Origin of the sequence: Winogradskyella costae, assembly GCF_013403865.1 — a bacterium.
Classification (GTDB): domain Bacteria; phylum Bacteroidota; class Bacteroidia; order Flavobacteriales; family Flavobacteriaceae; genus Winogradskyella; species Winogradskyella costae.
The window spans coordinates 1,199,375-1,224,770 of sequence record NZ_JABFDK010000001.1; the positions used below are offsets into that span (position 1 = coordinate 1,199,375).

Annotated in this window: 20 protein-coding genes; 16 read left to right on the forward strand and 4 right to left on the reverse strand. The window is 33.1% G+C overall.

The features are described 5' to 3' along the window. Nucleotides 1-56: 56 nt before the first annotated feature. Together HM986_RS05110 and gltX are read right to left on the reverse strand one after the other, a co-directional pair. Nucleotides 57-1,040, reverse strand: coding sequence for an SGNH/GDSL hydrolase family protein (locus HM986_RS05110; protein ID WP_179333974.1), 984 nt, complete (start codon nt 1,038-1,040; stop codon nt 57-59). A 55-nt stretch (nt 1,041-1,095) separates the two neighbouring features. Next, nucleotides 1,096-2,610, reverse strand: coding sequence for a glutamate--tRNA ligase (gltX, locus tag HM986_RS05115; protein WP_179333975.1), 1,515 nt, complete (start codon nt 2,608-2,610; stop codon nt 1,096-1,098). A 222-nt stretch (nt 2,611-2,832) separates the two neighbouring features. On the opposite strand from gltX, the gene HM986_RS05120 reads away from it, so the two are divergent. From HM986_RS05120 to HM986_RS05140, 5 genes are all read left to right on the forward strand, one after another. After that, a complete protein-coding gene (locus HM986_RS05120; protein WP_179333976.1) occupies nt 2,833-6,456 on the forward strand; it encodes a DUF4175 family protein in 3,624 nt (1,207 codons plus the stop codon). Next, nucleotides 6,449-6,859: an rRNA maturation RNase YbeY gene (gene ybeY, locus HM986_RS05125; RefSeq protein WP_179333977.1), complete on the forward strand. Its 411-nt coding sequence runs from the start codon at nt 6,449-6,451 to the stop codon at nt 6,857-6,859. Before HM986_RS05120 ends, ybeY begins: the two co-directional genes overlap by 8 nt. Nucleotides 6,860-6,941: 82 nt before the next feature. Further along, on the forward strand, nt 6,942-8,813 hold the full coding sequence (gene mnmG / locus HM986_RS05130) for a tRNA uridine-5-carboxymethylaminomethyl(34) synthesis enzyme MnmG (RefSeq protein WP_179333978.1): 1,872 nt from the start codon (nt 6,942-6,944) through the stop codon (nt 8,811-8,813). A gap of 691 nt (nt 8,814-9,504) precedes the next feature. Further along, nucleotides 9,505-10,365 carry a class I SAM-dependent methyltransferase gene (locus HM986_RS05135; RefSeq protein ID WP_317167322.1) on the forward strand — a complete coding sequence of 287 codons (861 nt, stop codon included), beginning with the start codon at nt 9,505-9,507 and terminating at the stop codon, nt 10,363-10,365. 259 nt (nt 10,366-10,624) lie between these two features. After that, complete coding sequence (locus tag HM986_RS05140; RefSeq protein ID WP_179333979.1) at nt 10,625-11,185, forward strand: OmpH family outer membrane protein; 561 nt, start codon at nt 10,625-10,627, stop codon at nt 11,183-11,185. 33 nt (nt 11,186-11,218) lie between these two features. On the opposite strand, the gene HM986_RS05145 is transcribed toward HM986_RS05140, so the two are convergent. Continuing rightward, on the reverse strand, nt 11,219-12,379 hold the full coding sequence (locus HM986_RS05145) for a DNA polymerase III subunit (RefSeq protein ID WP_179333980.1): 1,161 nt from the start codon (nt 12,377-12,379) through the stop codon (nt 11,219-11,221). 64 nt (nt 12,380-12,443) lie between these two features. On the opposite strand from HM986_RS05145, the gene HM986_RS05150 reads away from it, so the two are divergent. The 3 genes from HM986_RS05150 to HM986_RS05160 all read left to right on the forward strand — a co-directional run bounded on the left by HM986_RS05150 (nt 12,444) and on the right by HM986_RS05160 (nt 16,351). Beyond that, complete coding sequence (locus tag HM986_RS05150) at nt 12,444-13,631, forward strand: phosphoglycerate kinase (protein ID WP_179333981.1); 1,188 nt, start codon at nt 12,444-12,446, stop codon at nt 13,629-13,631. 150 nt (nt 13,632-13,781) lie between these two features. Next, a complete protein-coding gene (locus HM986_RS05155; RefSeq protein ID WP_179333982.1) occupies nt 13,782-15,347 on the forward strand; it encodes a LysM peptidoglycan-binding domain-containing protein in 1,566 nt (521 codons plus the stop codon). 23 nt (nt 15,348-15,370) lie between these two features. Then, a complete protein-coding gene (locus HM986_RS05160; protein WP_179333983.1) occupies nt 15,371-16,351 on the forward strand; it encodes a DUF4837 family protein in 981 nt (326 codons plus the stop codon). Between the two features lie 114 nt (nt 16,352-16,465). Here the strand turns inward: HM986_RS05160 and HM986_RS05165 are convergent, their stop codons facing one another. Continuing rightward, the gene (locus tag HM986_RS05165) at nt 16,466-16,648 is read right to left on the reverse strand and encodes a twin-arginine translocase TatA/TatE family subunit (protein ID WP_179333984.1); all 183 of its coding nucleotides are present in this window, start codon (nt 16,646-16,648) and stop codon (nt 16,466-16,468) included. A 115-nt stretch (nt 16,649-16,763) separates the two neighbouring features. Here HM986_RS05165 and HM986_RS05170 point away from each other — a divergent pair, with 115 nt between their 5' ends. The 8 genes from HM986_RS05170 to rfbD are packed head-to-tail and all read left to right on the forward strand — an operon-like array spanning nt 16,764 to nt 25,234. After that, a complete protein-coding gene (locus HM986_RS05170; protein WP_179333985.1) occupies nt 16,764-17,633 on the forward strand; it encodes a M23 family metallopeptidase in 870 nt (289 codons plus the stop codon). Beyond that, the gene (locus HM986_RS05175) at nt 17,633-19,135 is read left to right on the forward strand and encodes a GH3 auxin-responsive promoter family protein (RefSeq protein ID WP_179333986.1); all 1,503 of its coding nucleotides are present in this window, start codon (nt 17,633-17,635) and stop codon (nt 19,133-19,135) included. The genes HM986_RS05170 and HM986_RS05175 overlap by 1 nt, the downstream gene beginning before the upstream one ends. Before the next feature lie 27 nt (nt 19,136-19,162). Further along, on the forward strand, nt 19,163-20,854 hold the full coding sequence (locus tag HM986_RS05180; RefSeq protein ID WP_179333987.1) for a DUF6909 family protein: 1,692 nt from the start codon (nt 19,163-19,165) through the stop codon (nt 20,852-20,854). Nucleotides 20,855-20,857: 3 nt separating this feature from the next. Then, complete coding sequence (locus tag HM986_RS05185; RefSeq protein ID WP_179333988.1) at nt 20,858-21,910, forward strand: hypothetical protein; 1,053 nt, start codon at nt 20,858-20,860, stop codon at nt 21,908-21,910. Continuing rightward, nucleotides 21,903-22,922 carry a dTDP-glucose 4,6-dehydratase gene (gene rfbB / locus HM986_RS05190; RefSeq protein WP_179333989.1) on the forward strand — a complete coding sequence of 340 codons (1,020 nt, stop codon included), beginning with the start codon at nt 21,903-21,905 and terminating at the stop codon, nt 22,920-22,922. Before HM986_RS05185 ends, rfbB begins: the two co-directional genes overlap by 8 nt. A 53-nt stretch (nt 22,923-22,975) precedes the next feature. Continuing rightward, entirely contained in the window at nt 22,976-23,839 is an 864-nt protein-coding gene (rfbA, locus tag HM986_RS05195; protein WP_179333990.1) for a glucose-1-phosphate thymidylyltransferase RfbA, read from the forward strand. Between the two features lies 1 nt (nt 23,840). Continuing rightward, nucleotides 23,841-24,386 carry a dTDP-4-dehydrorhamnose 3,5-epimerase gene (gene rfbC / locus HM986_RS05200; RefSeq protein WP_179333991.1) on the forward strand — a complete coding sequence of 182 codons (546 nt, stop codon included), beginning with the start codon at nt 23,841-23,843 and terminating at the stop codon, nt 24,384-24,386. Then, nucleotides 24,383-25,234 (forward strand): dTDP-4-dehydrorhamnose reductase, encoded by an 852-nt coding sequence (gene rfbD, locus HM986_RS05205; RefSeq protein ID WP_179333992.1) that lies wholly within the window; start codon nt 24,383-24,385, stop codon nt 25,232-25,234. Before rfbC ends, rfbD begins: the two co-directional genes overlap by 4 nt. The last annotated feature ends 162 nt before the right edge of the window (nt 25,235-25,396 follow it).

Below are 25,396 nucleotides of genomic sequence, written 5' to 3' on the forward strand. Positions count from 1 at the left end.
AATTTGAAAGGAACCTCTATAACTAACCTCAATATTTGGAATACTTGAGCTTTTATTTATTGTGACAATAATTTTAAAATGTTGTCATCCAATAACTTTACTTTAGTAATGGTTGAAGAAATAGAATCAGCCTTTACAGTGTCACCATTTTTTATATACCCAATATAATTTCGCCAACCTTCAGAGCGTAAGTTACGTCTTTTAGAAACTAAAGTAAAAAGAGAATCGGCTTTTAAACGTTCAATTTCTGAAACAGGATTTTCGATAGGAACCTCAGGATATAAATCTTGTAATATTTTCTGAGCCATATAAAAATGCCCAATTTTATTAGGATGTACTCCATCTGGAACAAAGGTAGAATCCGCTGTTATATGTTTCATATTCGCTAAAATAGAATTTAGGTGATGGTGTAAATCTATAACTTGAAGTTCTTCAGTTTCGAGACTTAATAACCAATCGGAATAAGCCGTTAAGACGTCGTTATATTTATAATAAGGATGCCAATATGCATGAGGTTCTCCTTCTTTTGAAACGCGATCTGCAATCGGATTAGGATCAAAAATAGTAGGAGTCACCAAGATTAATTGAGCGCCAATTCCTTCAACTTTCGTTTTTAATTCTGAAATCCCATTTTTGTATTTTTGAAATCTAAGACTGTCTAGTGGATGATAATTTCCATCATTCATTCCATAACAAGCCAAAACAACATCTGGTTTTATGTCTTTTAATGCCTTGTCTAAACGTTCTCTAACATTAGGTCTTGGAAAGTCGCGACCAGGTTCAGAACTATCAGAAATAGTTTCACTAGATAAGCCAATACTGATAATATCTAATGAATTATCAGTATAGTGCTTACGTAAATAATAGTCTATAAAGTCTACATAATAACCATGTTGTGTAATGCTATTACCTAAAATTAATACCCGTTTATTGTGTAATGGTAATGCTACAGTATCTAGTGGTAATTCTACTTTTTTTTCACTTTTACAAGACGTGGCTAAACCGAGACTAAATACTAAAAGGAAAAAATAAGACTTCATAATTTTGATGTTTCAGACCTTTCAGGTTTTCAAAACCTGACAGGTCTTGTTTATATTAACTATGTTTAATCAAATTCTCAATACGTTTTACAGTTTCTGTTTTACCAATCATGTACATAATATCGAAAACATCTGGTCCTTGTAAAGCCCCAACTAAAGCGAGTCGTAATGGCATCATTACTTTTCCAAAACTAATTTCATTATCCGTAATCCAACCTTTAATGTTAGTTTGAAGGTTTTCAACCGTAAAATCATCAGTAGCATTAACACGTTCAATAACGGATTTCATAATATCAGTCGTATCTTCTTTTAATGCTTTTTTAGAAGCTTTTTCATCATAAGATGTCGGAGCCGTAAAAAAGAAATGACTTAAGTCCCAAAAATCGCTCACAAAAGTGGCGCGTTCTTTTATTAATCCCACAGCCAATGCTATGTAATTCACATCTATTTCTACCAATTCTGGTTGCTTAGCCTTAAACGTTTCTGCCAAATCCAGATCTAATTGCTGTTGCATGTAATGGTGATTAAACCATTTTGTTTTATCTGGATCAAAACGTGCCCCAGCTTTATTCACTCGTGCTAAATCAAAATCTGCAACCAATTGCTCTAAACTAAATATTTCTTGTTCTGTTCCAGGATTCCACCCTAAAAAGGCTAAGAAATTAACCACAGCTTCAGGGAAATACCCATCTTCTTTATATCCTCTAGACACTGTTCCATCTGGCGCTGTATATTCTAATGGAAATACAGGGAAGCCTAATTTATCACCATCACGTTTACTTAATTTTCCTTTTCCTGTTGGTTTTAAAATCAATGGTAAATGTGCAAATTCTGGTGCATCCCAACCAAAAGCATCATACAATAATTGGTGTAATGCTAAAGATGGTAACCATTCTTCTCCACGAATCACATGGGTAATTTCCATTAAATGATCATCTACAATATTGGCTAAGTGATAGGTTGGCATACCGTCACTTTTAAACAAAATTTTATCATCTAATACATTGGTATCAATCTTCATGTCACCACGAATAATATCTGTAAGCTGTAAAGTTTCATCTTGCGGAGATTTAAAACGGATCACATAATCTTCACCAGCTTCAATTTTAGCTTTAGTTTCGGCTTCAGTTAATACTAAAGAGTTTACTAAGCGTCCTTTTGCACGGTTATGCCAGTTATAAATAAACGTTTTTCCTTCGGCTTCATGGCCTTTACGTTCTGCATCTAATTGCTCAGAAGTATCAAAAGCATAATAGGCTTTTCCGTTCGCAATTAAATCATCTGCATATTGTTTGTACAAATGTTTGCGTTCGCTTTGTCTGTAAGGACCAAATTTTTCATTCTTTCCAGGGCCTTCGTCAAAAGACATTCCGCACCAATTTAAAGATTTTACAATATACTCTTCAGCACCTTCAACATAACGGTTTTGATCTGTATCTTCAATTCTAAGAACAAAATCACCTCCATGTTTTTTAGCGAATAAATAATTGAATAAAGCGGTTCTTACACCACCAATATGTAATGGTCCTGTTGGACTTGGTGCAAAACGCACACGTACTTTTTTAGACATAATTGTATATTAAAGCGCAAAGATAGTTTGATTGAATTTTAGAACAAAGAAAATTTGCACTAGTTAAGTTTACCGTAATTAGCCGTTAATTTGTCTATAATTAACAGAATCTTACCAATGTTGAATTAATGTCTATAAAAATAAAATCGTAGTTTAGTCAGTTAAAGGTAATATAGCATTTTAAACCAAAGGCTAATAGCTAAAATCCAATAGCCAAATCTAATGAGCAATTTCGAAACCATAAAACAAAAATTAGAACAATTCATTAAAAGATACTACACCAATGAGTTATTAAAAGGTGCTATATTATTTTTTGCTATTGGCTTATTATACCTTATTATAACCTTGTTTGTAGAATATGTATTATGGTTGAATCCTACGGCAAGAACCTTATTATTCTGGACCTTTATTATTGTAGAATTGGCTCTCTTTGTTAAATTCATTGCCATTCCATTAGCGCATTTATTTAAACTTAGAAAAGGCATTAATTTTGAAACGGCTTCTAAATTAATTGGAAATCATTTTCCAGAAGTTAACGACAAACTATTAAACGTACTTCAATTAAATCAAAACCCATATCAGTCAGATTTATTATTAGCGAGTATTGAGCAAAAATCTCAAGAATTACAACCCGTTCCTTTTAAAGCAGCTGTTAATTTTAAGTCGAACACTAAATATTTAAAATATGCTGCCATTCCACTGGCGATTATACTGTTATCATTTGTAACAGGAAAGATCAATTGGTTTAGCGATAGTTATGAGCGTGTTGTAAACTATAAAACGGCTTATGAGCCACCAGCACCTTTTCAATTTTTTGTACTGAATGAATCCCTACAAGCAATTGAAAATAAGTATTTTAAACTGAATGTTTCTACGGCCGGAGATGTAATTCCTGAGAATGCACAAATCAAATTTAATGGGCAATCTTACTTTTTACAACAAATAGCAGCTGGTGAATTTCAATTCACATTCAACTTGCCAAAAGATGCTATAGAATTTACCTTAACAGCGAATAATGTCACTTCAAAACCGTACATATTAAACGTGGTTAATACGCCTAGTTTAGTAAATTTTGAAATGGTTTTAGATTATCCGGCACATACTAAAAAGCAAGATGAGGTCTTAAAAAGTACAGGTTCTGCTGTTGTTCCGGAAGGGACTAATGTCACCTGGAGAGCTAAAACCAAAGCCACAACTGGAGTTCAAATTTATGCGGAAGACACCTTAAGTTTTACCTTAAATACCAACGATAATTTTGAAGCTTCAAAACGACTTTTTAAAAATTACAATTACAGTATTACAACAAGTAATGAAGATTTAAAAGATTATGAAAATTTAGCCTACAATATTAATGTGGTTAGGGATGTTTATCCAGAATTGAATATTAAGGTTCAAAAAGATTCTGTAGACCAACAAAGTTTGTATTTCTATGGACAAGCGAGTGATGATTATGGTTTATCAAAGTTGCAATTGGTGTACTATCCGGCAGACAATGAATCTAAAAAAGTGGTTCAACCGATTCATATTTCAGCATCTAATTTTAGTGAATTTGTAAGTGCATTTCCAGATCAGTTTAATCTTGAAGATGGAGTGAGTTACCAACTTTATTTTGAAGTTTTTGATAACGATGCATTACATAACTACAAACGCACAAAAAGTTCTGTCTTTAGTTATCGTAAATTAACTAAAGACGAAGAAGAGCAGAAGCAGCTTAATGAGCAAAATGAAACTATAAAAAATATTGGTAAAACTTTTGATAAACTTCAAGAACAAGATAAAAAGCTAGAAGAGTTATCAAAAACTCAAAAGGAAAAAGAAAGCTTAAATTTTAATGACAAAAAGAAGTTTGAAGATTTTTTAAAGCGTCAGAAAAATCAAGAACAGTTGATGAAAAATTTCAACAAAAAGCTACAAGAAAATTTAGAGGAATTTCAAAAAGACGAAAAGAAAGACGATCAATTTAAAGAGGATTTAAAAGAACGCTTAAAGGAAAATGAAGAGCAACTTAAAAAGGATGAAAAACTTTTAAAGGAGCTCGAACAATTAAATGATAAAATCAACAAAGAAGAATTCACACAAAAACTTGAAGAATTAGCTAAGCAAAACAAGAATAAAAAACGTAGCATGCAACAGCTTCTAGAATTGACTAAGCGTTTTTATTTGATGAAGAAAGCTGAAAAGGTGGCTAATGAGTTAGAAAAATTATCTAAAGAGCAGGAGAAGTTATCTAAAAAAAATGAAGAGAACACCAAGGAAGCTCAAGAGAAATTAAATGAAGAATTTGATAAACTGCAGAAGGATTTAGAAGAATTAAATAGTGATGACAGAAAGCTTCAAAAACCAATGGATATTCCAAGGGATGAGTTTTTAGAAGATGAAATAAAATTCGATCAAAAAGAAGCGAAAGAAGCCTTAGAAAAAAAGGAAGAAAACGATTCTGAAGCGAAACCACAAGATGCCCAAGAGCAGCAGAAAAAGGCAAAAGATAAGCAAAAGAAAGCGGCTAAGAAGATGAAGCAGTTGAGCGAAATGATGAAAAAGGCAGCTGCAGGCGGTGGTGGAGGCGGTGAGCAAATGTCTGAAGATAGTGAATCTTTACGTCAAATATTAGAAAATCTATTATTGTATTCATTTGATCAAGAAGCACTTATGAATACTTTTGAAAGTATTAGCATTGAGAATAATAAATACGGTAAGTACATTATAGAGCAAAGTAATCTCAGGACACATTTTGAGCATATTGATGATAGTTTGTTTGCTTTGTCTTTGCGTCAGCCTAAGATTTCTGAACAAGTAAATTCGCAAATTACAGATGTGTATTTTAATATTGACAAAGCTTTAGATCAATTGACAGAAAATAGATTGTATCAAGGTGTGGGTGCACAACAATATGCGGTTACGGCGACCAATGAGTTGGCTAATTTTTTGAGTGATGTTTTAGATAATATGGAAATGCAAATGAATCCATCTCCAGGAGAAGGCAGTGGAGGTGGTGAACAATTACCAGACATTATTATGAGCCAAGAAGAGCTTAATGAGAAGATGGAGGAAGGTGTTAAGAAAAGTGAACAGGGAAAAGAAGGTGAAGACGGAAAAGAAGGAGAAGGAAAAAAACCTGGTGAAGAAGGTAAGGATGGAAAGGATGGCAAAGAAGGTGAAGGCGATAAGCCAGGTGAGAAAGGGAAATCTGGTAAAGAAGGAGAGAACGGTGAAAGTGGTGAGAACGGAAAAGGCGGTGAGAAAAAAGGTAAACAAGGTGAAGGTGGTCGATCTGGTGAAAATGGATCTCAAAATGGCGAAGGAAAACAAGGTGGAAGGCAAGGAAAGAATGGCAAAGATGGAAAGGGAAGTAAAGATGGAAAAAATGGAGATGGGGTAAATGGTGAAGGTGAGGGTGAAAAGAATGACGGCTATGGAGAAGGTGGAAGTGAAGAACAAAACGGTGAGTTATTTAAAATTTACCAGCAACAACAACAATTAAGACAGGCCTTAGAAGACCGATTTTCTAAGGAAGGAAAAATTGAATCGGCTGGACAATTAATAAAGCAAATGGAAGAGATTGAACTCGATTTATTGAACTCTGGGTTTACGAATCAGACATTACAAAAGATGATGGATCTTCAACATAACTTACTAAAATTAGAGAATGCTACGTTTATGCAAGGACAGGATTCTAAACGTAAATCTGAAACAAATAAAAAGGATTTTGATGAAACCAATCCTAGTCAAATTCCAACAGCGAAACAATATTTTAATACTACTGAAATTTTAAATCGGCAAGCACTACCTTTGCAGAATCATTTTAGGAAGAAAATTCAAGAGTATTTTAAAGGAGCCAATGATTAGTTTTAATTACGAAACCAAATTCAAATTAGAAAATACAGAACTAATTTCTGAATGGATTTCAAATACCATATCAGAAGAAAACTGTAAAGAAGGAGAGATTAATTACATTTTTTGTAACGATGATTATTTGCATAAATTGAATGTAGATTTTCTAGATCACGATACATTGACCGATGTGATTAGTTTTGATTACTCAGTAGGAAAGGAACTACATGGTGATATTTATATCTCTGTAGAGCGCGTAGAAGAAAATGCGTCCGATTTCAATGTGGCTTTTCAAGATGAGATTGCTCGTGTTATCATTCATGGTGTATTGCATTATTGTGGGTATAAAGACAAGACGGATGCAGATGAAAAGGAGATGCGTTCTAAAGAAGATTACTACTTAGCGAAGCGAAATTAATACAGGTTGATTCAGTGTATATTTGCAGATTCAAAATTTTTAAAATTTAATTGTTCCACGTGGAACAAAAAGAAGTTACGATATGTTTAACGAAGTTTACGATGTTATAGTTGTTGGTGCTGGCCATGCTGGAAGTGAAGCGGCGGTAGCTGCGGCAAATATGGGAAGTAAGACCTTACTGATTACCATGAACCTTCAAAACATTGCACAGATGTCTTGTAATCCTGCAATGGGAGGAATAGCAAAAGGACAAATTGTACGAGAGATTGATGCTTTAGGAGGTTATAGCGGAATTGTATCAGATACGTCGGCGATTCAATTTAAGATGTTGAACAAATCTAAAGGACCTGCAATGTGGAGCCCGAGAGTGCAATCCGATAGAATGCGCTTTGCTGAAGATTGGAGATTGTTGTTAGAAGGTACTCCTAATTTGGATTTCTATCAAGAAATGGTTTCTGGATTAATTGTTGAAAACCACAAAGTGGTCGGTGTAAAAACCTCACTTGGAATTGAAGTTCGAGCAAAGTCAGTTGTCTTAACAAATGGTACTTTTTTAAACGGTTTAATCCATATTGGCGATAAGAATTTTGGAGGTGGAAGAGCAGGTGAGAGAGCAGCAACCGGAATTACAGAACAGCTCGTTAACTTAGGTTTTGAATCGGGTAGAATGAAAACCGGAACACCTCCAAGGGTGGATGGTCGTTCTTTAGATTTCTCTAAAATGGTTGAGCAACCGGGTGATGAGCACCCAGAAAAGTTTTCTTATTTAGACACTACACAACCGTTAAAGGAACAGCGTTCTTGTCATATGACGCACACGAGTGAATTGGTTCATGATTTACTTCGAGAAGGTTTCGATCGTTCACCAATGTTTAATGGTCGAATTCAAAGTGTGGGACCGCGATATTGTCCTTCAATTGAAGATAAGATTAATCGTTTCGCGGATAAGAATAGTCATCAGTTATTTGTAGAACCTGAAGGTTGGAAAACATGCGAATATTATATTAATGGGTTTTCTACATCCTTACCAGAAGATGTTCAATTTAAAGCCTTACGTTCTGTGGTAGGATTTGAAAACGTTAAATTCTTTAGACCGGGTTATGCAATCGAATATGATTATTTTCCACCAACACAATTAAAACATACTTTAGAAACAAAGTTAGTTGAGGGTTTATATTTTGCTGGTCAAATAAATGGGACAACGGGATATGAGGAAGCAGCGTCTCAGGGTTTAATGGCGGGTATTAATGCGAGTCTAAAAGTGCAAGAAAAAGATGCTTTTACTTTACAACGTGATGAAGCTTATATCGGAGTTTTAATTGATGATTTAATTACAAAGGGGACAGAAGAGCCGTATAGAATGTTTACGTCGCGAGCAGAATATAGAACCTTATTACGACAAGATAATGCTGATTTTAGGTTAACACCAAAAGGATATGATTTAGGTTTAGCTTCAGAAAAACGTTTAAAACGTATGGAGGAAAAGGAGTCGAAGTCTGATGCGTTTGTACAGTTTTTTAGAGAGACAAGTGTAACTCCTGATGAAGCAAATCCTATTTTGGAATCTAAAAATTCGGCTCCTGTTAAGCAGCAAGACAAGATGTTTAAGTTGTATGCAAGACCGAATATTACTATTGATGATGTAAGGCAGTTTGAATCAGTTGAACAGTATATACAAGCAAATAATTTAGATAGGGAGGTTATAGAGCAAACCGAAATTCAAGTAAAATATGCTGGTTATATTGAGAAGGAAAAGAACAATGCGGATAAACTAAATAGACTAGAGAATTTAAAAATTCCAGCTGGTTTTGATTATTCAAAATTGAAATCAATGAGCATTGAAGCAAGACAAAAACTAACGAAAATTCAGCCTGTAACCATTTCACAAGCATCACGGATTAGTGGAGTCAACCCTAATGATATTTCTGTATTGTTGGTTTACTTAGGACGCTAATTTCTGCAGAAGCCGGAATCTCATTATTGATTATTATAATGTTCCACGTGAAACAATTGAAGAAAGAAAAACTATTTTGATGGGGATATTAGATCTTAAAAGCTCTAAAATCTAGTTAGAATTATTGCAGTAGATATCATAAAACGAAGTCTAATCTGATTTCTATTTATGTTACAAACGTTCTTTGTAAATTATAATTTTCAATTTTTTGTATCGTAGGGTAGAAGTGAAAAGGATAATAAAGTGTTTGCTTCTTGTAAATCTAAATCATGGTTTTGTAAGGATGAAACACAGAATTTTTGAATTTTAAAGAGGGATACTATTTTGTGTAATCTGCAAAGGATTTTATTATTCAGTAAAAAACAAATAGACATCTTTTAAAGTCTAAATTAAATGGTCATAAAGTTGACGTCTTAGTTTTGATATTAAATCGAATTATAAAACGAAAGATTCAAAATCAGATTTCAGAATTTATAAGTATGTCATTTGATCCATATAAAATGTCTGAGTCGAAATCAGGTAGATTAGGGTTTAATTTCTTAATTCTGATAGTATAATTTGGAATCAATAATCAGCTAAAAGTTCTCGGTTTTTTTAAGTTTAAAAAAGACTAAAATTTCATTTGTTAAATAAATAGAAATGAACTTATATAATTAATATTGTAATTCATTTTAAAAGTAGAAGTGTAATTGTGTCAAAAAATAACCCAACATATTTAAGCTTAAAAGATCATTCTGTTTCTAAAGAAGAATTCCAATTATTACATAATAAGGAACTCGATATGTTAGAAACCTATCCACAACCAGAAGGAGAAAAGTTATCTGAGTATTATCAAAGTGAAGATTATATTTCGCACACCGATACAAAACGAAATTTACTAGAATTTGCTTATCATAAAGTGCGAGAGATTTCTTTAAAGCGGAAACTTAAACTTATCAATTCGTTTCAATCAGAATCTAAAACACTTCTAGATATTGGATGCGGCACAGGTGATTTTTTAGAAACGGCTTTAAAAGCGAATTGGAGAATTACAGGGATAGAACCAAATGGTAATGCAAGGCAAATTGCGAATTCTAAAACCAATAATTCGATTTTTGAAAGCAGTGAATTAACAAAATTAAAACCGCACAGCTTTGATGTTATTACACTTTGGCATGTCTTAGAACATTTGCCGGAATTAGAAAAGCAAACTGCGTTGCTAAAATCACTTTTAAAACCAAATGGAACTTTAGTAATTGCTGTTCCTAATTTTAAAAGTTACGATGCGAAACATTATAAAAACTTTTGGGCAGCTTTTGATGTCCCGAGACATCTATGGCATTTTTCAAAAACCGCAATTGAAAGATTATTTAAAAAAGAAAATATGACATTGGTTAAAACCTTACCAATGAAATTTGATGCGTATTATGTCTGCTTACTTTCTGAAAAATATAAAACTGGTTTTATGAATCCAGTTAAGGCTTTTTGGATAGGATGGCAATCTAATCGTAAGGCAAAACGTTCTATGGAGTATTCTTCGCATATTTATGTCTTAAAGAATGCTAATTTTTAATATAAAGGCTCATGACTAAAGATATTTGATTAAAACAACACGTAGCATTCGAAAAATGAAAACAACGCTTAAAACGCTTTATTTAGCTTTGTTTTTGATAGATTTTTAAAATAGCAGAAGTAATATTGAATAGAAAATATCAATAGTGAAAAAATTGAAGAAATCACAGCGTAACTTTTATACATTTGCAAAAATTAATTTGAAACATAAATAGGAAGATTTTATAGAATTTTCTCAAAATTTAAATAACAGAAATAATATGAAAAAAATAGTTTTAAGCGTAATGGTTTTAATTGGTGCAGCATCTTGCCAAGAACAACAAAAAATTGCTTTCATTGATAACGGTGAAATTATCAATGATTACCAAATGAAAATTGATATTGAAGAAAAATTTAAACTTCAGAATGACGATTTTACAAAGCAGCGTGATAGTATTGCTAGGGTATATCAAATGGAGATGCAATCTGTTCAACAACGTTTAAGTCGATTGTCTCCACAGAAACAACAAGAAGAATCTCAAGTTTTTTCTCAAAAATGGCAACCAATCCAACAACAAATGCAAATGCAACAACAACAGATGGAGCAAATGTTTAATACAGAGATGGATTCTGTGATTTCAAAAATGAACAAATTTGTAGAAGGTTATGGTAAAAAGAATGGTTACACATTTATTTTAGGAAAAAACCAAGCAGGTAGTGTAGTTTATGGAGATGAAGCTACTGATATTACAGACGTAGTAATAAAAGAAATTAATGCTGAGTATAGCGGTAAAGATTCTAAAACAGAAGAGGATTCAACGGAAGCAACTACAGAGAAATAATAACAAATAGTAATTTGTTTTAAAAAGCCAAGCCTAAGACGCTTGGCTTTTTTTATGTAATAAACGCGTTAGTTTAATAGACAAGTCAGTAAGCACAATTTTCGAATTTCCATTGCGCTCAATATGATAAATAGCATCTTGTAGTTCGTCAGATATTTCTAAAATATTAGAATCATGAACAAATGGTGCGAATTTTTCGAGTTTAAAGTCATCAGATTTCGGTTCTAAATAAACCAATTCATCGGCTTTGTAATTAAGTAATAAAGCCTGTCTGAAATAATTTAAACAAAAGTTTAAAAACTTCTTTTGTGTTTCACGTCCGGTTTTAGCAATCTCTTCCGACCAAGATATTAAATCGTGGATCGCCGCTTTATTCCCTCTCGCTTTAAATGCTGAGCGGATCCAGAAGACAAACCATTTTTCAAACTGAATATCTTCACTATCGTGATAAATAAGATCACAAGCTTTATTATAGTTACCATTAGACTGGTGTGCTATTTTTGTAGCGGCAGATTGCTCAATATGATAATTTCTAACAAGAGCTTCAGAAATAGCTTCTTCTGCTAAGGGTGGAAAATGTAATATTTGGCAACGCGACCTTATCGTACTAATAATTTGTTCCTCATCCTCCGTGATAAGAATAAATATAGTATCCTTTGGCGGCTCTTCAATTAGCTTTAAAAGTTTATTCGCACTCGCTGTATTCATTTTTTCAGCCATCCAAATCAGCATTACTTTATGTCCGCCTTCATAAGATTTTAACGTTAGTGCTTTTACAATTTCTAGAGCTTCATCGACTCCAATTTGTCCCTGTTTATTATCTACACCTAGAAGTTTGTACCAATCAAAGAGGTTTCCGTAAGGTTGCTGATCTATAAGTTGCCTCCATTCTTCGAGATAATATTTAGAAACAGGCTTACTTTTTACTTTATCACTGGTTGTAACAGGAAAAGCGAAATGTAAATCGGGATGAGAGAAATTCTTAAACTTTATATTACATGAGTCTTTTCCTCCAGAATTCTCACCATTTACATTCCCGCATAATATGTATTGTGCATAGGCGAGTGCCATTGGTAGCGTGCCAGAACCCTCTGGACCAACAAATAGTTGCGCATGCGCAATTCTACCTGAATCTGCACTTGTGGTAAGATGATTTTTAATATGTTTTTGACCTAAAACCTTCGAAAATTGCATAAAGCAAAACTATATAAAAAATTTCTGTTTCTAATCTTTATATTTGTGTTTCAAAACCAAAAAAATGAAGACACTAAACGATTTTAATTTTCAAAATAAAAAAGCATTAATCAGAGTAGATTTTAATGTGCCATTAAATGATGAGTTTAAGGTTACCGATGCTACTAGAATTGTATCTGCAAAACCAACTATCATTAAAATTTTAGAAGACGGAGGGAGTTGTGTTTTAATGTCGCACTTAGGACGTCCTAAAGGAGTACAAGATGAATTTTCTTTAAAACACATTATTCCAAAAATTGAAGATATTTTAGGTGTTGAAGTTAAGTTTGCGAGTGATTGTGTAGGAGCGGAAGCGGAAGAAAAAGCGAATGCTTTACAGCCAGGAGAAATTCTATTGCTCGAAAATTTACGTTTCCATGATGAAGAAACTAAAGGAGATAAAGATTTTGCGGAGCAATTATCTAAATTAGGTGACATTTATGTCAACGATGCCTTTGGTACAGCGCATAGAGCACATGCTTCTACAACGATTGTGGCAGACTTTTTTCCTGAAAACAAATGTTTTGGAAGTCTATTAGCTCAAGAAATTGAGAGTATAAAAAAGGTGATGGAAGATGGTGAAAAGCCAGTCTTAGCAGTACTTGGGGGTGCAAAAGTATCATCAAAAATTACTGTAATCGAAAATATATTAGATAAGGTAGATCACTTGATTATTGGTGGGGGGATGACATTTACCTTTATAAAAGCCCAAGGTGGAAAAATTGGTGATTCTATTTGTGAAGATGATAAGATGGAATTGGCTTTAGAAATTTTAAAACAAGCAGAAGCTAAAGGTGTAAAAATTCATTTACCGGTAGACGTTGTTGCAGCGGATGATTTCAGCAATACCGCAAATACTCAGGTTTGTGATGTAACTGAAATTCCTGATGGATGGCAAGGTTTAGATGCTGGTCCAAAGTCAAGAGAAAATTTTGATGCTGTTGTTAACCAATGTAAAACGATACTTTGGAATGGTCCTTTAGGTGTTTTTGAATTAGAAACCTTTTCTAAAGGTACTATTGCGCTTGGCGATTCTATTGCAAATGCGACAAAAAATGGTGCGTTTTCTTTAGTCGGTGGAGGTGACTCTGTTGCTGCAGTTAAGCAATTTGGTTTTGAAAACAAAGTAAGCTACGTTAGTACAGGTGGTGGAGCGATGTTAGAGAGCTTAGAAGGTAAGACCCTACCTGGTATTGCAGCCATTTTAAATTAATAATTTAAAATATACTATTTTCAGCGATTTCAGCGTTGTATGATGTTGAACGCTATACCAATTACCAATTGAGATTAGGATGTAAAAAGCGTTGCTTTAACTTTAACTAATTTCAATTGGTAATTGGTATATAATCAATTCTTGTAAACCATGACATTAAAAACGTTTTTATTAGCTTGTTTATATCTGTCTGTATGCCATGGGTATGCCCAAGTTAAAACAGATAGTATTGTAAATAAATCATCTAAAGTAATAAATACCAAAGGAGCCGTTATTGATGGTAAACTGTTTAAGCCTGGTGAAAAATTACAGCCAATTACTGATTCCTTAGATGTAAAAAACCTGCAAGATTTACACGAGGTTGCAGAACTCGACAAAAAGTGGTTAGAAGAGCTGTATAGCAACACCCTTTTTGATACCATATATAAATCTGTTACAGAGTTAGAATATGAGCCTGTGGATTACCCTGAGCTTTCTACAGATACATTAAAAGCACGGTTAGAAAGACTTAACGCTAGAACTCCCTTTAATGTAGAATACAACACATCTTTAGAGAGTGTTATTAAAAGTTACTTAAAGCATAGACGCAATTCTATGGAACGTTTAATGGGATTAAGTCATTTTTATTTTCCAATGTTTGAGCAAGAATTTGACAATCAGAATATTCCCTTAGAGATGAAATATTTGGCGATTGTAGAATCTGCATTAAAACCTAGAGCTCGTTCGAGAGTTGGAGCCACTGGTCTTTGGCAATTTATGTACGGAACAGGAAAAGAACATGATTTAGACGTCAGTAGTTATGTAGATGATAGAAGCGACCCTATAAAAGCTACAAAAGCCGCAGGCGAATATCTGAATAGAATGTATCGTATTTTTGGGGATTGGGACTTGTCATTGGCGGCATACAATTCTGGTCCGGGTAATGTAAATAAAGCGATTAGACGCTCTGGTGGTTCTAAAAACTATTGGAATATTAGAACAAACTTACCTAGGGAAACCGCTGGTTACGTACCTGCATTTTTAGCTACTATGTATATTTTTGAATACGCAGAAGAACATGGTTTTCATCCTGAGCGTCCAGATTTTCAGCTCATACAAACGGATACCGTTCATGTAAAACAAATGATTTCATTAAACCATGTAGCCGAAGCAACAGGGTTAAAAATCGAAGCATTACAATTTTTAAATCCATCTTATAAGTTAGATATCATTCCTATGGTTGAAGGTAAAATCTATAGTTTGCGATTGCCTCGAGAAGCGATTGGTACGTTTGTAACTAATGAAGATAGAATTTATGCTTTTGCAAACGCTGAATTTGAGAAACGTGAAAAACAATTACCAGAATTAGCAAGTGCTAGTGCAAATACTGAGATACGCTATCGTGTTCAAAATGGAGATTATCTTGGTAAAATTGCTAGAAAATATGGAGTACGAGTAAGTCAGTTAAAACAATGGAATAGTTTAAGAGGTAACGACCTAAAAATAGGACAACGATTAACCATTTATTCTAAGAATCATGGGACCTCTAGCAGTTCTTCATCACAAAAAAAAGTAATTAATTCGGCAGGGAAACAAACCTATAAAGTAAAGTCAGGAGATTCACTTTGGACCATTGCTCAAAAGTTTTCTGGAGTTTCTGTTCAGAATATTAAAGATTGGAACGATATTAGTAGTAATAAACTAAAAATAGGAATGACGCTAATTGTGTCTAAATAGTGAACCAACAAAAAACGAAACTTATGAAAGCGCTTTACACTGTATTATTTTGTGTGTTATTATTGGCATGCGGGGATAAAAAGGCAGAAGATAAAACTATTTATTTACCAGCTTCTAATGGAAATTTAAATACGATCTCTATCGTTGCGGATAACATTGTTTGGGAAGGAGAAGTGGGTGAACAGATTCGAAGTATTTTTGCTGCGCCTTTAAATGGTTTGCCAACAGAAGAACCGATGTTTAATATGAGACAAATCCCAACTCAGGTTTTTGATGGTTTTGCCGCGCGAAGTAGAATTGTTCTTAAAATTGAAAAAGGAAACCTTGAAGCTACCACTAAGATTGTACATGAAGCTTTTGCTAAACCGCAAACAGTAGCTGTAGTTGGTGGTAAGTCGGATAAAGAGATCATTGCGCAACTAGAAGAGAATAAAGCAAAAATCATTGATGCCTTTACTAAAGAAGAAGTAAAAGAGAAGCAGCGACGTATTAATTTATCGTTGTTAAATGATACGGCTATGGAAAACAAGTTAGGTATTACAATTAATATGCCTTCTGCTTACAGAATAAGTAAAGCTGATGATAATTTTTTCTGGATTCGTAAAAATCTATCAAATACAAAAACGATGGAACTTATGTTTTACGAAGTGCCATTTGAAACCATTTCTATAGGAGACAGTACTATTGTAGATATTGTAAAAATGAGAGATGAAATTACCAAATCTAAAATCCCTGGTGAAGACGGTATTTATATGGCTGTTGAGGATGCTTATGCACCATCAATGTTTAAAACAATAATAGATAATAAACCAGCTTACGAAGTAAGAGGTATGTGGGTAATGAAGGGGTTTACTATGGCAGGTCCATTTATAACTTACGCAATTGAAGACAAGATTAACAATCGTTACTTAATTGCAGATGGTTATGTTTATGCACCATCCTTAGAGAAACGAGACTATATTTTTGAATTAGAGTCGATTATTAAATCGATAACTATAAATTAATTTATAGAAATGTAGAATAAACTACGTTTCTAATAAACTAAAAGAGGTCATCAAAAACATAATTTTAGATGACCTCTTTTTATTTTCAACAGATTAAAATCTACTGATTCTGTTTTATTTCTTCTCTTTATTCTCGGTAGATTCGTCTTTGCTAGCGTCTTTAAATTCTTTAATTCCGCTACCTAATCCCTTCATTAATTCCGGAATCTTTTTGCCACCAAACAATAAAAGAATTGCAAGACCTATGATAACCCACTGCCATGGACCAACAAATAAAGGTATAATGCTTAAACTCATAATTTTTTAATTTAGGCAGCAAAGTTAAGTAATTATAGTTTAATAATAACGTTCTTATGGCAACTTTAAGACTTTATCATAAGAGTATTTGAGTATTTTAACTAATTTTGTTTTGATGGCAAACAAGAAAAAAAAAGAAAAGAAATTCAGAAAAAAGCTACTTCATAAGTATCGTTTGGTGATTTTAAACGAAGATACCTTTGAGGAGCGTTTTGCTATTAAGTTAACACGACTTAATGTTTTTATACTATCATCACTTTCTGCCATTACACTTGTGTTTTTAACGGTTTTATTAATTGCTTTTACACCTCTAAGAGAATATATTCCTGGATATTCTTCAGCAAAATTGAAAAAGAAAGCGACGATGCTGAATTATAAAACAGATTCGTTAGTTCAAGAATTAGAATTAAACAAGCGTTATTATGCTTCAATACGAAAGGTGTTAACAGGCGATGTTGCTTCATTAGATTTTAATAGAGATTCTATTATTGAAGCTGCTAAAAATGATTTAGATATTTTACAAGTACCAACCAATAGAGAGGATTCACTTTTAAGAGATAAAGTAGCTAAAGAAGATAAGTACAATTTATTTGAAGTATCTGGAGATCAGTCTAGTTATGTTTTATTTCCACCAGTAAATGGTACTATTTCCGAAGGTTATAATTTAAAAGAGAAACACTTTGCTGTAGATATTGTTGTGCCAGTAAATACGCCAGTAAAAGCGACTTCTGATGGTACAGTAATTTTTGCGGAATGGACCGTAGAAACAGGATATGTTGTTATTATAGAACACAATAGGGAGCTTATTTCTGTTTATAAGCATAATTCTGCACTTACAAAACAGCAAGGAGATGTCGTAAAGTCTGGTGAAGTCATTGCTATGTCTGGAAATGCTGGTGAATTAACCACAGGAGCACATCTTCATTTTGAATTATGGAGCAAAGGGTATTCTGTAGATCCAACTAACTTTATCAATTTTGAATAATGCCTTCATTTAAAGCCGCACTTTCTAAACCGTTTGCTAAATATGTTGCAAAACGTATCCAGAAATGGTCGTCTAGACCTGTTGAAACGCAACGAAAGGTCTTTGAGCATTTAATTTCTAATGCAAAATATACCGCTTTTGGTAAAGACCATAATTTTACCTCTATAGCGTCTTATAAAGATTTTCAATCTAACGTTCCTATAAGAGATTATGAAGATTTAAAACCTTATGTAGAACGTGTTGTCGCAGGAGAAGAAGATATACTTTGGAAGGGGAAACCAATTTATTTTGCAAAAACCTCTGGAACAACCTCTGGAGCAAAATACATTCCAATAACAAAGGAAAGTATGCCAACACATGTTGAAGCGGCTAGAAACGCAATTTTAATGTATATCCATGAAACAGGAAACGCTAAATTTGTAGATGGTAAAATGATTTTTCTTCAAGGCAGTCCTATTTTAGAAGAAAAACATGGTATAAAACTCGGCAGATTGTCTGGTATTGTAGCACATTATGTCCCAAAATATCTTCAAAAGAACAGATTACCAAGCTTAGAAACTAATTGTATAGACGATTGGGAAACTAAGGTTGATGCCGTAGTTGAAGAAACTATTAATGAAGACATGAGTATTATTTCTGGTATTCCATCTTGGGTGCAGATGTACTTTGAGAAACTGATAGAAAAGTCAGGGAAAAATGTCGGTGATCTCTTTAAAAATTTCAATCTATTTATTTTTGGAGGTGTTAATTATGAACCTTACAGAGCTAAATTTGAGAATTTAATAGGACGGAAAGTCGATAGCATAGAATTATATCCTGCTAGTGAAGGTTTTTTTGCATTTCAAGATAAGCAGAATGAACGCGGCATGTTACTTCAGCTAAATTCAGGTATTTTTTATGAGTTCGTAGAAGCCGAACATTTCTTTGAGGATAATCCAAAACGTATCACTATTTCAGAGGTAAAGTTAAGCGTAAATTATGTTATGATTATTTCTACGACAGCAGGTTTATGGGCATACAATATCGGTGACACTGTAGAGTTTACATCATTAAAACCCTATAGAGTGATTGTAAGTGGTAGAATAAAACATTTTATTTCAGCCTTTGGAGAGCATGTTATAGGAAAAGAAGTAGAGCAAGCTTTAAAGGAAGCTACTGAAGGTACTTCGATTTCTGTAAATGAGTTTACGGTTGCACCTCAAATAAGTCCGGAGGAAGGTTTGCCATATCACGAATGGTTAATTGAGTTTGGAAATGAACCAAAAAATGAAGCGGTATTAATTGAAGCCTTAGAGCAGTCCTTGCAGCAACAAAATAGTTATTATTTAGATTTGATAAAAGGAAAAGTTCTTAGACCATTAAAAATCACAAAAATTAAAAAAGACGGATTTCAAACTTATATGAAATCAATTGGGAAATTAGGAGGTCAAAATAAAATTCCAAGACTCGCAAATGACAGAAAAATTGCAGATAGTTTGCATCAACTTAATTTAACGAAATAAGCCTATATTTGTAGGTCAAATCAGCATATGAGTACAACTAAGAAAAAACAAGGAAGAACTAGAGCACAAGAAAGTTCTAGTGCAATAGAACGCATGTATATTACTATGCGTCACCTATTTAATCGTGGTTTTTATAAGCCCATGGGAGTTTCTGGTGAAACATTACGTGAAGCTTTATTGCTTTTACGTCCAGAAATCTATGGTTCTATTGGGGAGGAAAAAGCAGAATTAGAAGGTTTACAATATGTTGTAGATCGGTTGCCCCAAGGTATAGAAGAATGTACATTTATTAACCTTACAAGTGATGAAGGTTATGGTAATTCGCATTTCAAAGCTATAATTCCACCAAAACGTCGACGTAATTGCTATCGTATTGATGATGAGCAAATGAATATTGAAATCACAAGAGGTCGCTCTGAGATTTACGACATATTAACACACTTAACATTTTTATTTGTTGAATCTCATAAAATTAGTAAACGTGTTATTATTGACGAGGATGGCTCAACGGTTAGAGATTGGCAGAAATTAGAGAACGCTGTACTTTCTACAAAGAAGCTTACGCAGAAAGAACGTGAGATCGCGATTACCCACACGGCTAATATTTTAGGAAGAACCTTCAATGAGCTTACGGAAGCTTATCCGAAATTTGCGACTGAAGATCAACCCGAACGTTTATTACACATCGTATACTGGTTAGGGAAATTAGCTATTGAAGAAACTATTAATAATTCTAAACGTACTATAACATTTAGTCCGGTTTTAAGAGAACGTTTAGGGCATCATATTCATGGAGAAATATGGGCAGATACCATTAAGGCTGCTTTGCATAAAAACGGCTTATTAGAACGGCCAATTCATGTCATTAGCGCCAACATGCATAGTGTTATGAATTCTTTATTTGCTAAAGGAGCGCTTAAAGGAGCAGATGCTAAAAAAGATATTTTTCAAACGTACGAGGCTTTAAGTAATTCTAAAAATTCGGATTTACGTAAAAAAGTTGAAAAGCTAGCGTTGCAAAATGGAATGATTCAAATAAATGATACATCAGGAACGAATATAGACATTCAGATTTTTGATACTGCTAAAATCGATTTTTCTAAAACTGAGTTTAAGTATTTAGAAGAAGCTAAAGAAAACAAAGCTGTTATTTTTGTTATGGATTATGCTTTTGGAGAACAAGCTTATGAGACCTTAGATGAATTTTTGAAACCGATCCACGTCGATGAAAAAGACATTCATTTAGATGTAAAATCTATTTCAATTATGGGGAAAGCGGGCATCTTAGAAGGAGGCAAAGGGGATGTAATGATTCCTACAGCACATATCTTTGAAGGTACAGCAGATAACTATCCATTTAAAAATGAATTGAGTAAAAAGGACTTAATAGACTGTGGAGTTTCTGTTTATGAAGGAACCATGGTAACTGTTTTGGGCACATCACTTCAAAATAAAGAAATTTTAAAATTCTTTAAAAAATCAACATGGAATGTCATTGGTTTAGAGATGGAAGGTGCACATTATCAAAAAGCGATACAAGCAGCATCTAGAGTTAGAAGTAGCATAAATGAGGACGTTAAAGTGAGATACGCCTACTATGCTAGTGATAACCCTTTAGAAACAGGAGGTACTTTAGCTTCTGGTGGTTTAGGAACTTCTGGTGTTAAACCAACATACGTAATTACAAAAAAAATTCTAGAACAAATATTTAATTCATAACACATGAGTGAGAGATTACCACAGCAACCCGAAAATGAGGAGGTTGATTTAGGACAGTTATTTAATGCAATCGGTAGATTATTTGAAAAACTGTTTGCTTTTATTGCTAGTATATTTATAGGGATTTTTTCTGCTATTATTTATGTCTTAAAACCACTAATTGTATATTTTAAATTTACCGTTGCTATTTTTATAATTTTGGCTGTTTTAGGTTTTATTTATGAAAAATCAACTAAGCCAGTTTATTTTTCTAAAATGGTTGTTGAAGCCCATTTTGATTCAAAATATCAATTAGTTAATGATATTGAATATTTTAATGCGTTAATTAAGTCGAACAACGCTGGCGAATTAGCTAATATTTTTGAAATTGATAGCTTAGATTCTAGTAAGCTAAAGGGATTTGAATTAGAAGCTGGTCCTGTAACTCAGAATGATTTATTTGTAGAGTATGACGAATATGTAAAATCTATTGACACCTCGTTAGTCGATCAATTAAACTACGCGGAATATGTTAATAATAGAGATTTATTATCGGGTAGTATATATACGATTACTGCAAAATCGAATAAGCAAGATGTTTTTCGAAAGCTAAATGAAGGTTTTAGAAAGACTTTTGAGAATGATTTTTCAAAACATCAAAAACAAATTAGAGATAGTACTGTTCATATAGATCGCTTGTCTTTAATAACAGAGTTGTCACGTTTAGATAGTATTCAGAATACATATTTAGAAGTTTTAAAAAACGAATCAAAAAATAGGGATTTATCATTCGGACTAAATACAGGTCTTCCTATTACAGAAGAAAAATCAATAACTAAAGAGTATGACTTATTTTTAGAAGAACAGATAATTAGAAAAAACTTAAATTATTTAGATAAGAGTATCGTTGAAAAGAATAATTATTTTGATATTGTTTCGTCTTTTGACAGGTTGGGTATAGAAGATCAAAAACTTCAAACACGATACTTTATTATATTTCCAGTTTTAGGCTTAATACTTTTTCTTATAGGGGTTTTAGCCATTAAGATATTTAAATATATTAAAGAATATGAGTAAAGCAAAATCTATACTAATTACAGGTGGAGCAGGTTTTATAGGTTCAAATTTTATAAGTTTTTTTTTAAAAAACAATAAAAATGTAAAGGTTGTAAATTTAGATAAGCTTACTTATGCAGGCGACCTTTATAATGTAAGTACTCTCGATGCAGATGAAAATTATGAATTTGTTAAAGGAGATATTTGTGATGCAGAACTCGTAAATAAGCTTTTTGAAACCTATAATTTCTTTGGTGTTATCCATTTTGCTGCAGAGTCTCATGTAGATAATTCAATTAAAGATCCTGCTGCATTTATCAATACCAATGTTTATGGCACGTTCAATTTACTGAATATTGCAAAAAGTTATTGGATGGATGCTCCATTTTCGTATAAAGATGGTTGTAAAGCCAATCGCTTTCTTCATATATCTACCGATGAGGTTTATGGGACTTTAGGTGACACAGGGTTATTTACTGAAGAGACTCCTTATGCTCCCAACAGTCCTTATAGTGCTTCAAAAGCATCGTCTGATTTTATCGTACGAAGCTATTTTCACACCTATGGTATGAATGTGGTTACTACCAATTGCAGTAATAATTATGGGCCTAAACAGCACGACGAAAAGCTAATTCCAACCATTATTAGAAAAGCTCTAAATAATGAACCGATACCAATCTATGGTGATGGTAAGAATATTAGAGATTGGCTGTATGTTGAGGACCACTGTAAGGGAATTAATTTAGCATTTCAAAATGGAAGAGCGGGAGAAACCTATAATATCGGCGGAAATAACGAACGCGATAATTTATATATAGCACATAAAATTTGCGATATTTTAAATGATTTGGTACCAAAGGATAATTCATATTCTGAACAAATTACGTTTGTGAATGACCGACCAGGACATGATTTTAGATATGCCATTGATGCTTCTAAGATTGAAAATGAATTAGATTGGAAAGCAGATGAAAACTTTGAAACAGGAATTATAAAAACCATAGAGTGGTATTTAAAAAAGTATATTTATTAACTAAAACTCTATAGGTCTTGTATACGCAGCGTATTTCAATTAAAATAGTTTAGATGAAAGGAATAGTTTTAGCAGGAGGATCAGGAACAAGGTTACACCCATTAACACTAGCAGTAAGTAAGCAGCTAATGCCTATTTACGACAAACCCATGATATATTACCCTATTTCTACTTTGATGTGGTCTGGTATAAAAGATATTTTAATTATTTCTACACCTCAAGATTTACCACTTTTTAAAAAGCTATTAGGTGATGGCAAATCGTATGGTTGTAGTTTTGAGTATGCTGTACAAGAGTCACCAAATGGACTCGCGGAAGCCTTTATTATTGGTGAAGATTTTATAGGCGATGATAAGGTAGCATTAATATTAGGTGATAATATTTTTTATGGTACAGGTTTAGCAGATTTGCTACAACAGAATAATGATCCAGATGGAGGAATTATTTATGCTTATCATGTTCATGATCCGGAACGCTATGGTGTTGTGGAGTTCGATGAAAATGATATTGCTGTCTCGATTGAAGAAAAGCCTAAAAAACCAAAATCAAATTATGCTGTTCCAGGTATTTATTTTTATGATAATTCAGTCGTTAGAATTGCGAAAAATATAAGACCAAGTAAACGCGGAGAGCTAGAGATAACCGATGTAAATAAAACCTATTTAAGCCAAGGGAAACTAAAAGTTAGCGTCTTAGATAAGGGAACAGCTTGGCTAGATACAGGCACCTTTAAATCCCTGATGCAAGCATCGCAGTTTGTTCAGGTCATCGAAGAACGACAAGGACTAAAAATTGGTGCGATAGAAGAGGCAGCTTACAAAATGGGATATATTGATAAAAAGCAATTTATAAAATTAGTTAAGCCTTTAACAAAAAGTGGCTATGGTAAGCATTTATTAAGTTCAATTTCAGAGTAATATGATTGTAAAGGAAACGAAACTAAAAGGATGTTTTATAATCGAGCCTCAAGTTTTTGAGGATAAACGTGGTTACTTTGTAGAAAACTACAATCAAAAGGCGTTTAATAAAGCGTTGGGTATTGATATTGAATTTGTTCAAGACAATGAGTCTAAATCTTCTAAAGGAGTGCTTAGAGGCTTGCATTATCAGTTAGGAGCGCATGCGCAAGCTAAGTTAGTAAGAATTGTTAAAGGAGCTGTATTAGATATCGCTGTAGATCTTAGAGAAGGTTCTAAAACATTTGGGGAGTATGTTTCTATTGAGCTCTCGGAAAGCAATAAAACTCAATTGTTTGTACCGAAAGGTTTTGGGCATGGCTTTATTGTTTTAGAAGATGAAACTATTTTTAGTTATAAATGCGATAATTATTACAACAAAACATCCGAAGCTGGCATCATATATAACGATGAGGATTTAAACATTAATTGGCAACTGCCTAGTACAGATTTTATTCTTTCAGATAAAGACCTCACATTACCTACCTTAAAAGACGCTAAACTATGATACAAGTACTTGTGACTGCCAAAGACGGTCAATTAGGACAATGCATTCAAAGTTTAGCTCTAAAACATCCCAATATTCAATTTGTTTTTAAATCGTCCTCAGAATTAGATATTACAAACAAAGCTAAGATCGAAGTGGCATTTGGCGCACACTCATTTGATTATTGTATAAATTGTGCAGCTTATACAGCGGTAGATAAGGCTGAAGAAGAAACCGATATAGCTGATAAAGTAAATTATCTAGGAGCAAAGCTATTAGCGGAATCTTGCCATAGTTTTAATGTCACGTTAATTCATATCTCTACAGATTTTGTGTTTGATGGTAAATCGTCAAAAGCTTACTTAGAAAGTGATATCACTAATCCTTTAGGTGTTTATGGAGAAACTAAATTAAGAGGTGAACAAGCCATCTCTAAAACGCTAGAACAGCACTTTATAATTAGGACGTCTTGGTTATATTCAGAGTATGGGAATAATTTTCTAAAAACGATGTTACGATTAGCGAGTGAGCGGAATGAAATAGGGGTTGTAGGTGATCAAATAGGAAGTCCGACGTATGCTAAAGATTTAGCTGAGGTTGTTTTAAAGTTAATAGAAACCAAAAGTAGCGCTTATGGTACGTATCATTATAGTAATGAAGGCGAGATAAGTTGGTACGATTTTGCTAAGGAAATTTTTAGACTTAGTGAAAGTTCTATTAAACTTAATAAAATTGAAACCAAGGATTACCCAACACCAGCAAAACGACCTAAATTTAGTGTTCTTGATACTTCAAAATTAGCAAATACATTTCATATTTCTATTCCAGAATGGAAGCTTAGTTTAGTAAAAGCAATATCTAGTCTATAATTAATTGAAAAAATTATAAGTAGATTATTTATGATATTTGATCACGAATTAAAGCCATTCACTATTTTATAAATATTAAGATTAGTATTATTGTATTCTAATTATAAATGGAGTAATACACACAAACTTATTGCTTTATTATAAGAAGGTCAATAAAAATGT

Coding starts and splice junctions, on each gene's coding strand:
- HM986_RS05110 (WP_179333974.1), bottom strand. CDS start 1,040: ATGAAGTCTTATTTTTTCCTTTTAGTATTTAGTCTCGGTTTAGCCACG.
- gltX (WP_179333975.1), bottom strand. CDS start 2,610: ATGTCTAAAAAAGTACGTGTGCGTTTTGCACCAAGTCCAACAGGACCA.
- HM986_RS05120 (WP_179333976.1), top strand. CDS start 2,833: ATGAGCAATTTCGAAACCATAAAACAAAAATTAGAACAATTCATTAAA.
- ybeY (WP_179333977.1), top strand. CDS start 6,449: ATGATTAGTTTTAATTACGAAACCAAATTCAAATTAGAAAATACAGAA.
- mnmG (WP_179333978.1), top strand. CDS start 6,942: ATGTTTAACGAAGTTTACGATGTTATAGTTGTTGGTGCTGGCCATGCT.
- HM986_RS05140 (WP_179333979.1), top strand. CDS start 10,625: ATGAAAAAAATAGTTTTAAGCGTAATGGTTTTAATTGGTGCAGCATCT.
- HM986_RS05145 (WP_179333980.1), bottom strand. CDS start 12,379: ATGCAATTTTCGAAGGTTTTAGGTCAAAAACATATTAAAAATCATCTT.
- HM986_RS05150 (WP_179333981.1), top strand. CDS start 12,444: ATGAAGACACTAAACGATTTTAATTTTCAAAATAAAAAAGCATTAATC.
- HM986_RS05155 (WP_179333982.1), top strand. CDS start 13,782: ATGACATTAAAAACGTTTTTATTAGCTTGTTTATATCTGTCTGTATGC.
- HM986_RS05160 (WP_179333983.1), top strand. CDS start 15,371: ATGAAAGCGCTTTACACTGTATTATTTTGTGTGTTATTATTGGCATGC.
- HM986_RS05165 (WP_179333984.1), bottom strand. CDS start 16,648: ATGAGTTTAAGCATTATACCTTTATTTGTTGGTCCATGGCAGTGGGTT.
- HM986_RS05170 (WP_179333985.1), top strand. CDS start 16,764: ATGGCAAACAAGAAAAAAAAAGAAAAGAAATTCAGAAAAAAGCTACTT.
- HM986_RS05175 (WP_179333986.1), top strand. CDS start 17,633: ATGCCTTCATTTAAAGCCGCACTTTCTAAACCGTTTGCTAAATATGTT.
- HM986_RS05180 (WP_179333987.1), top strand. CDS start 19,163: ATGAGTACAACTAAGAAAAAACAAGGAAGAACTAGAGCACAAGAAAGT.
- HM986_RS05185 (WP_179333988.1), top strand. CDS start 20,858: ATGAGTGAGAGATTACCACAGCAACCCGAAAATGAGGAGGTTGATTTA.
- rfbB (WP_179333989.1), top strand. CDS start 21,903: ATGAGTAAAGCAAAATCTATACTAATTACAGGTGGAGCAGGTTTTATA.
- rfbA (WP_179333990.1), top strand. CDS start 22,976: ATGAAAGGAATAGTTTTAGCAGGAGGATCAGGAACAAGGTTACACCCA.
- rfbC (WP_179333991.1), top strand. CDS start 23,841: ATGATTGTAAAGGAAACGAAACTAAAAGGATGTTTTATAATCGAGCCT.
- rfbD (WP_179333992.1), top strand. CDS start 24,383: ATGATACAAGTACTTGTGACTGCCAAAGACGGTCAATTAGGACAATGC.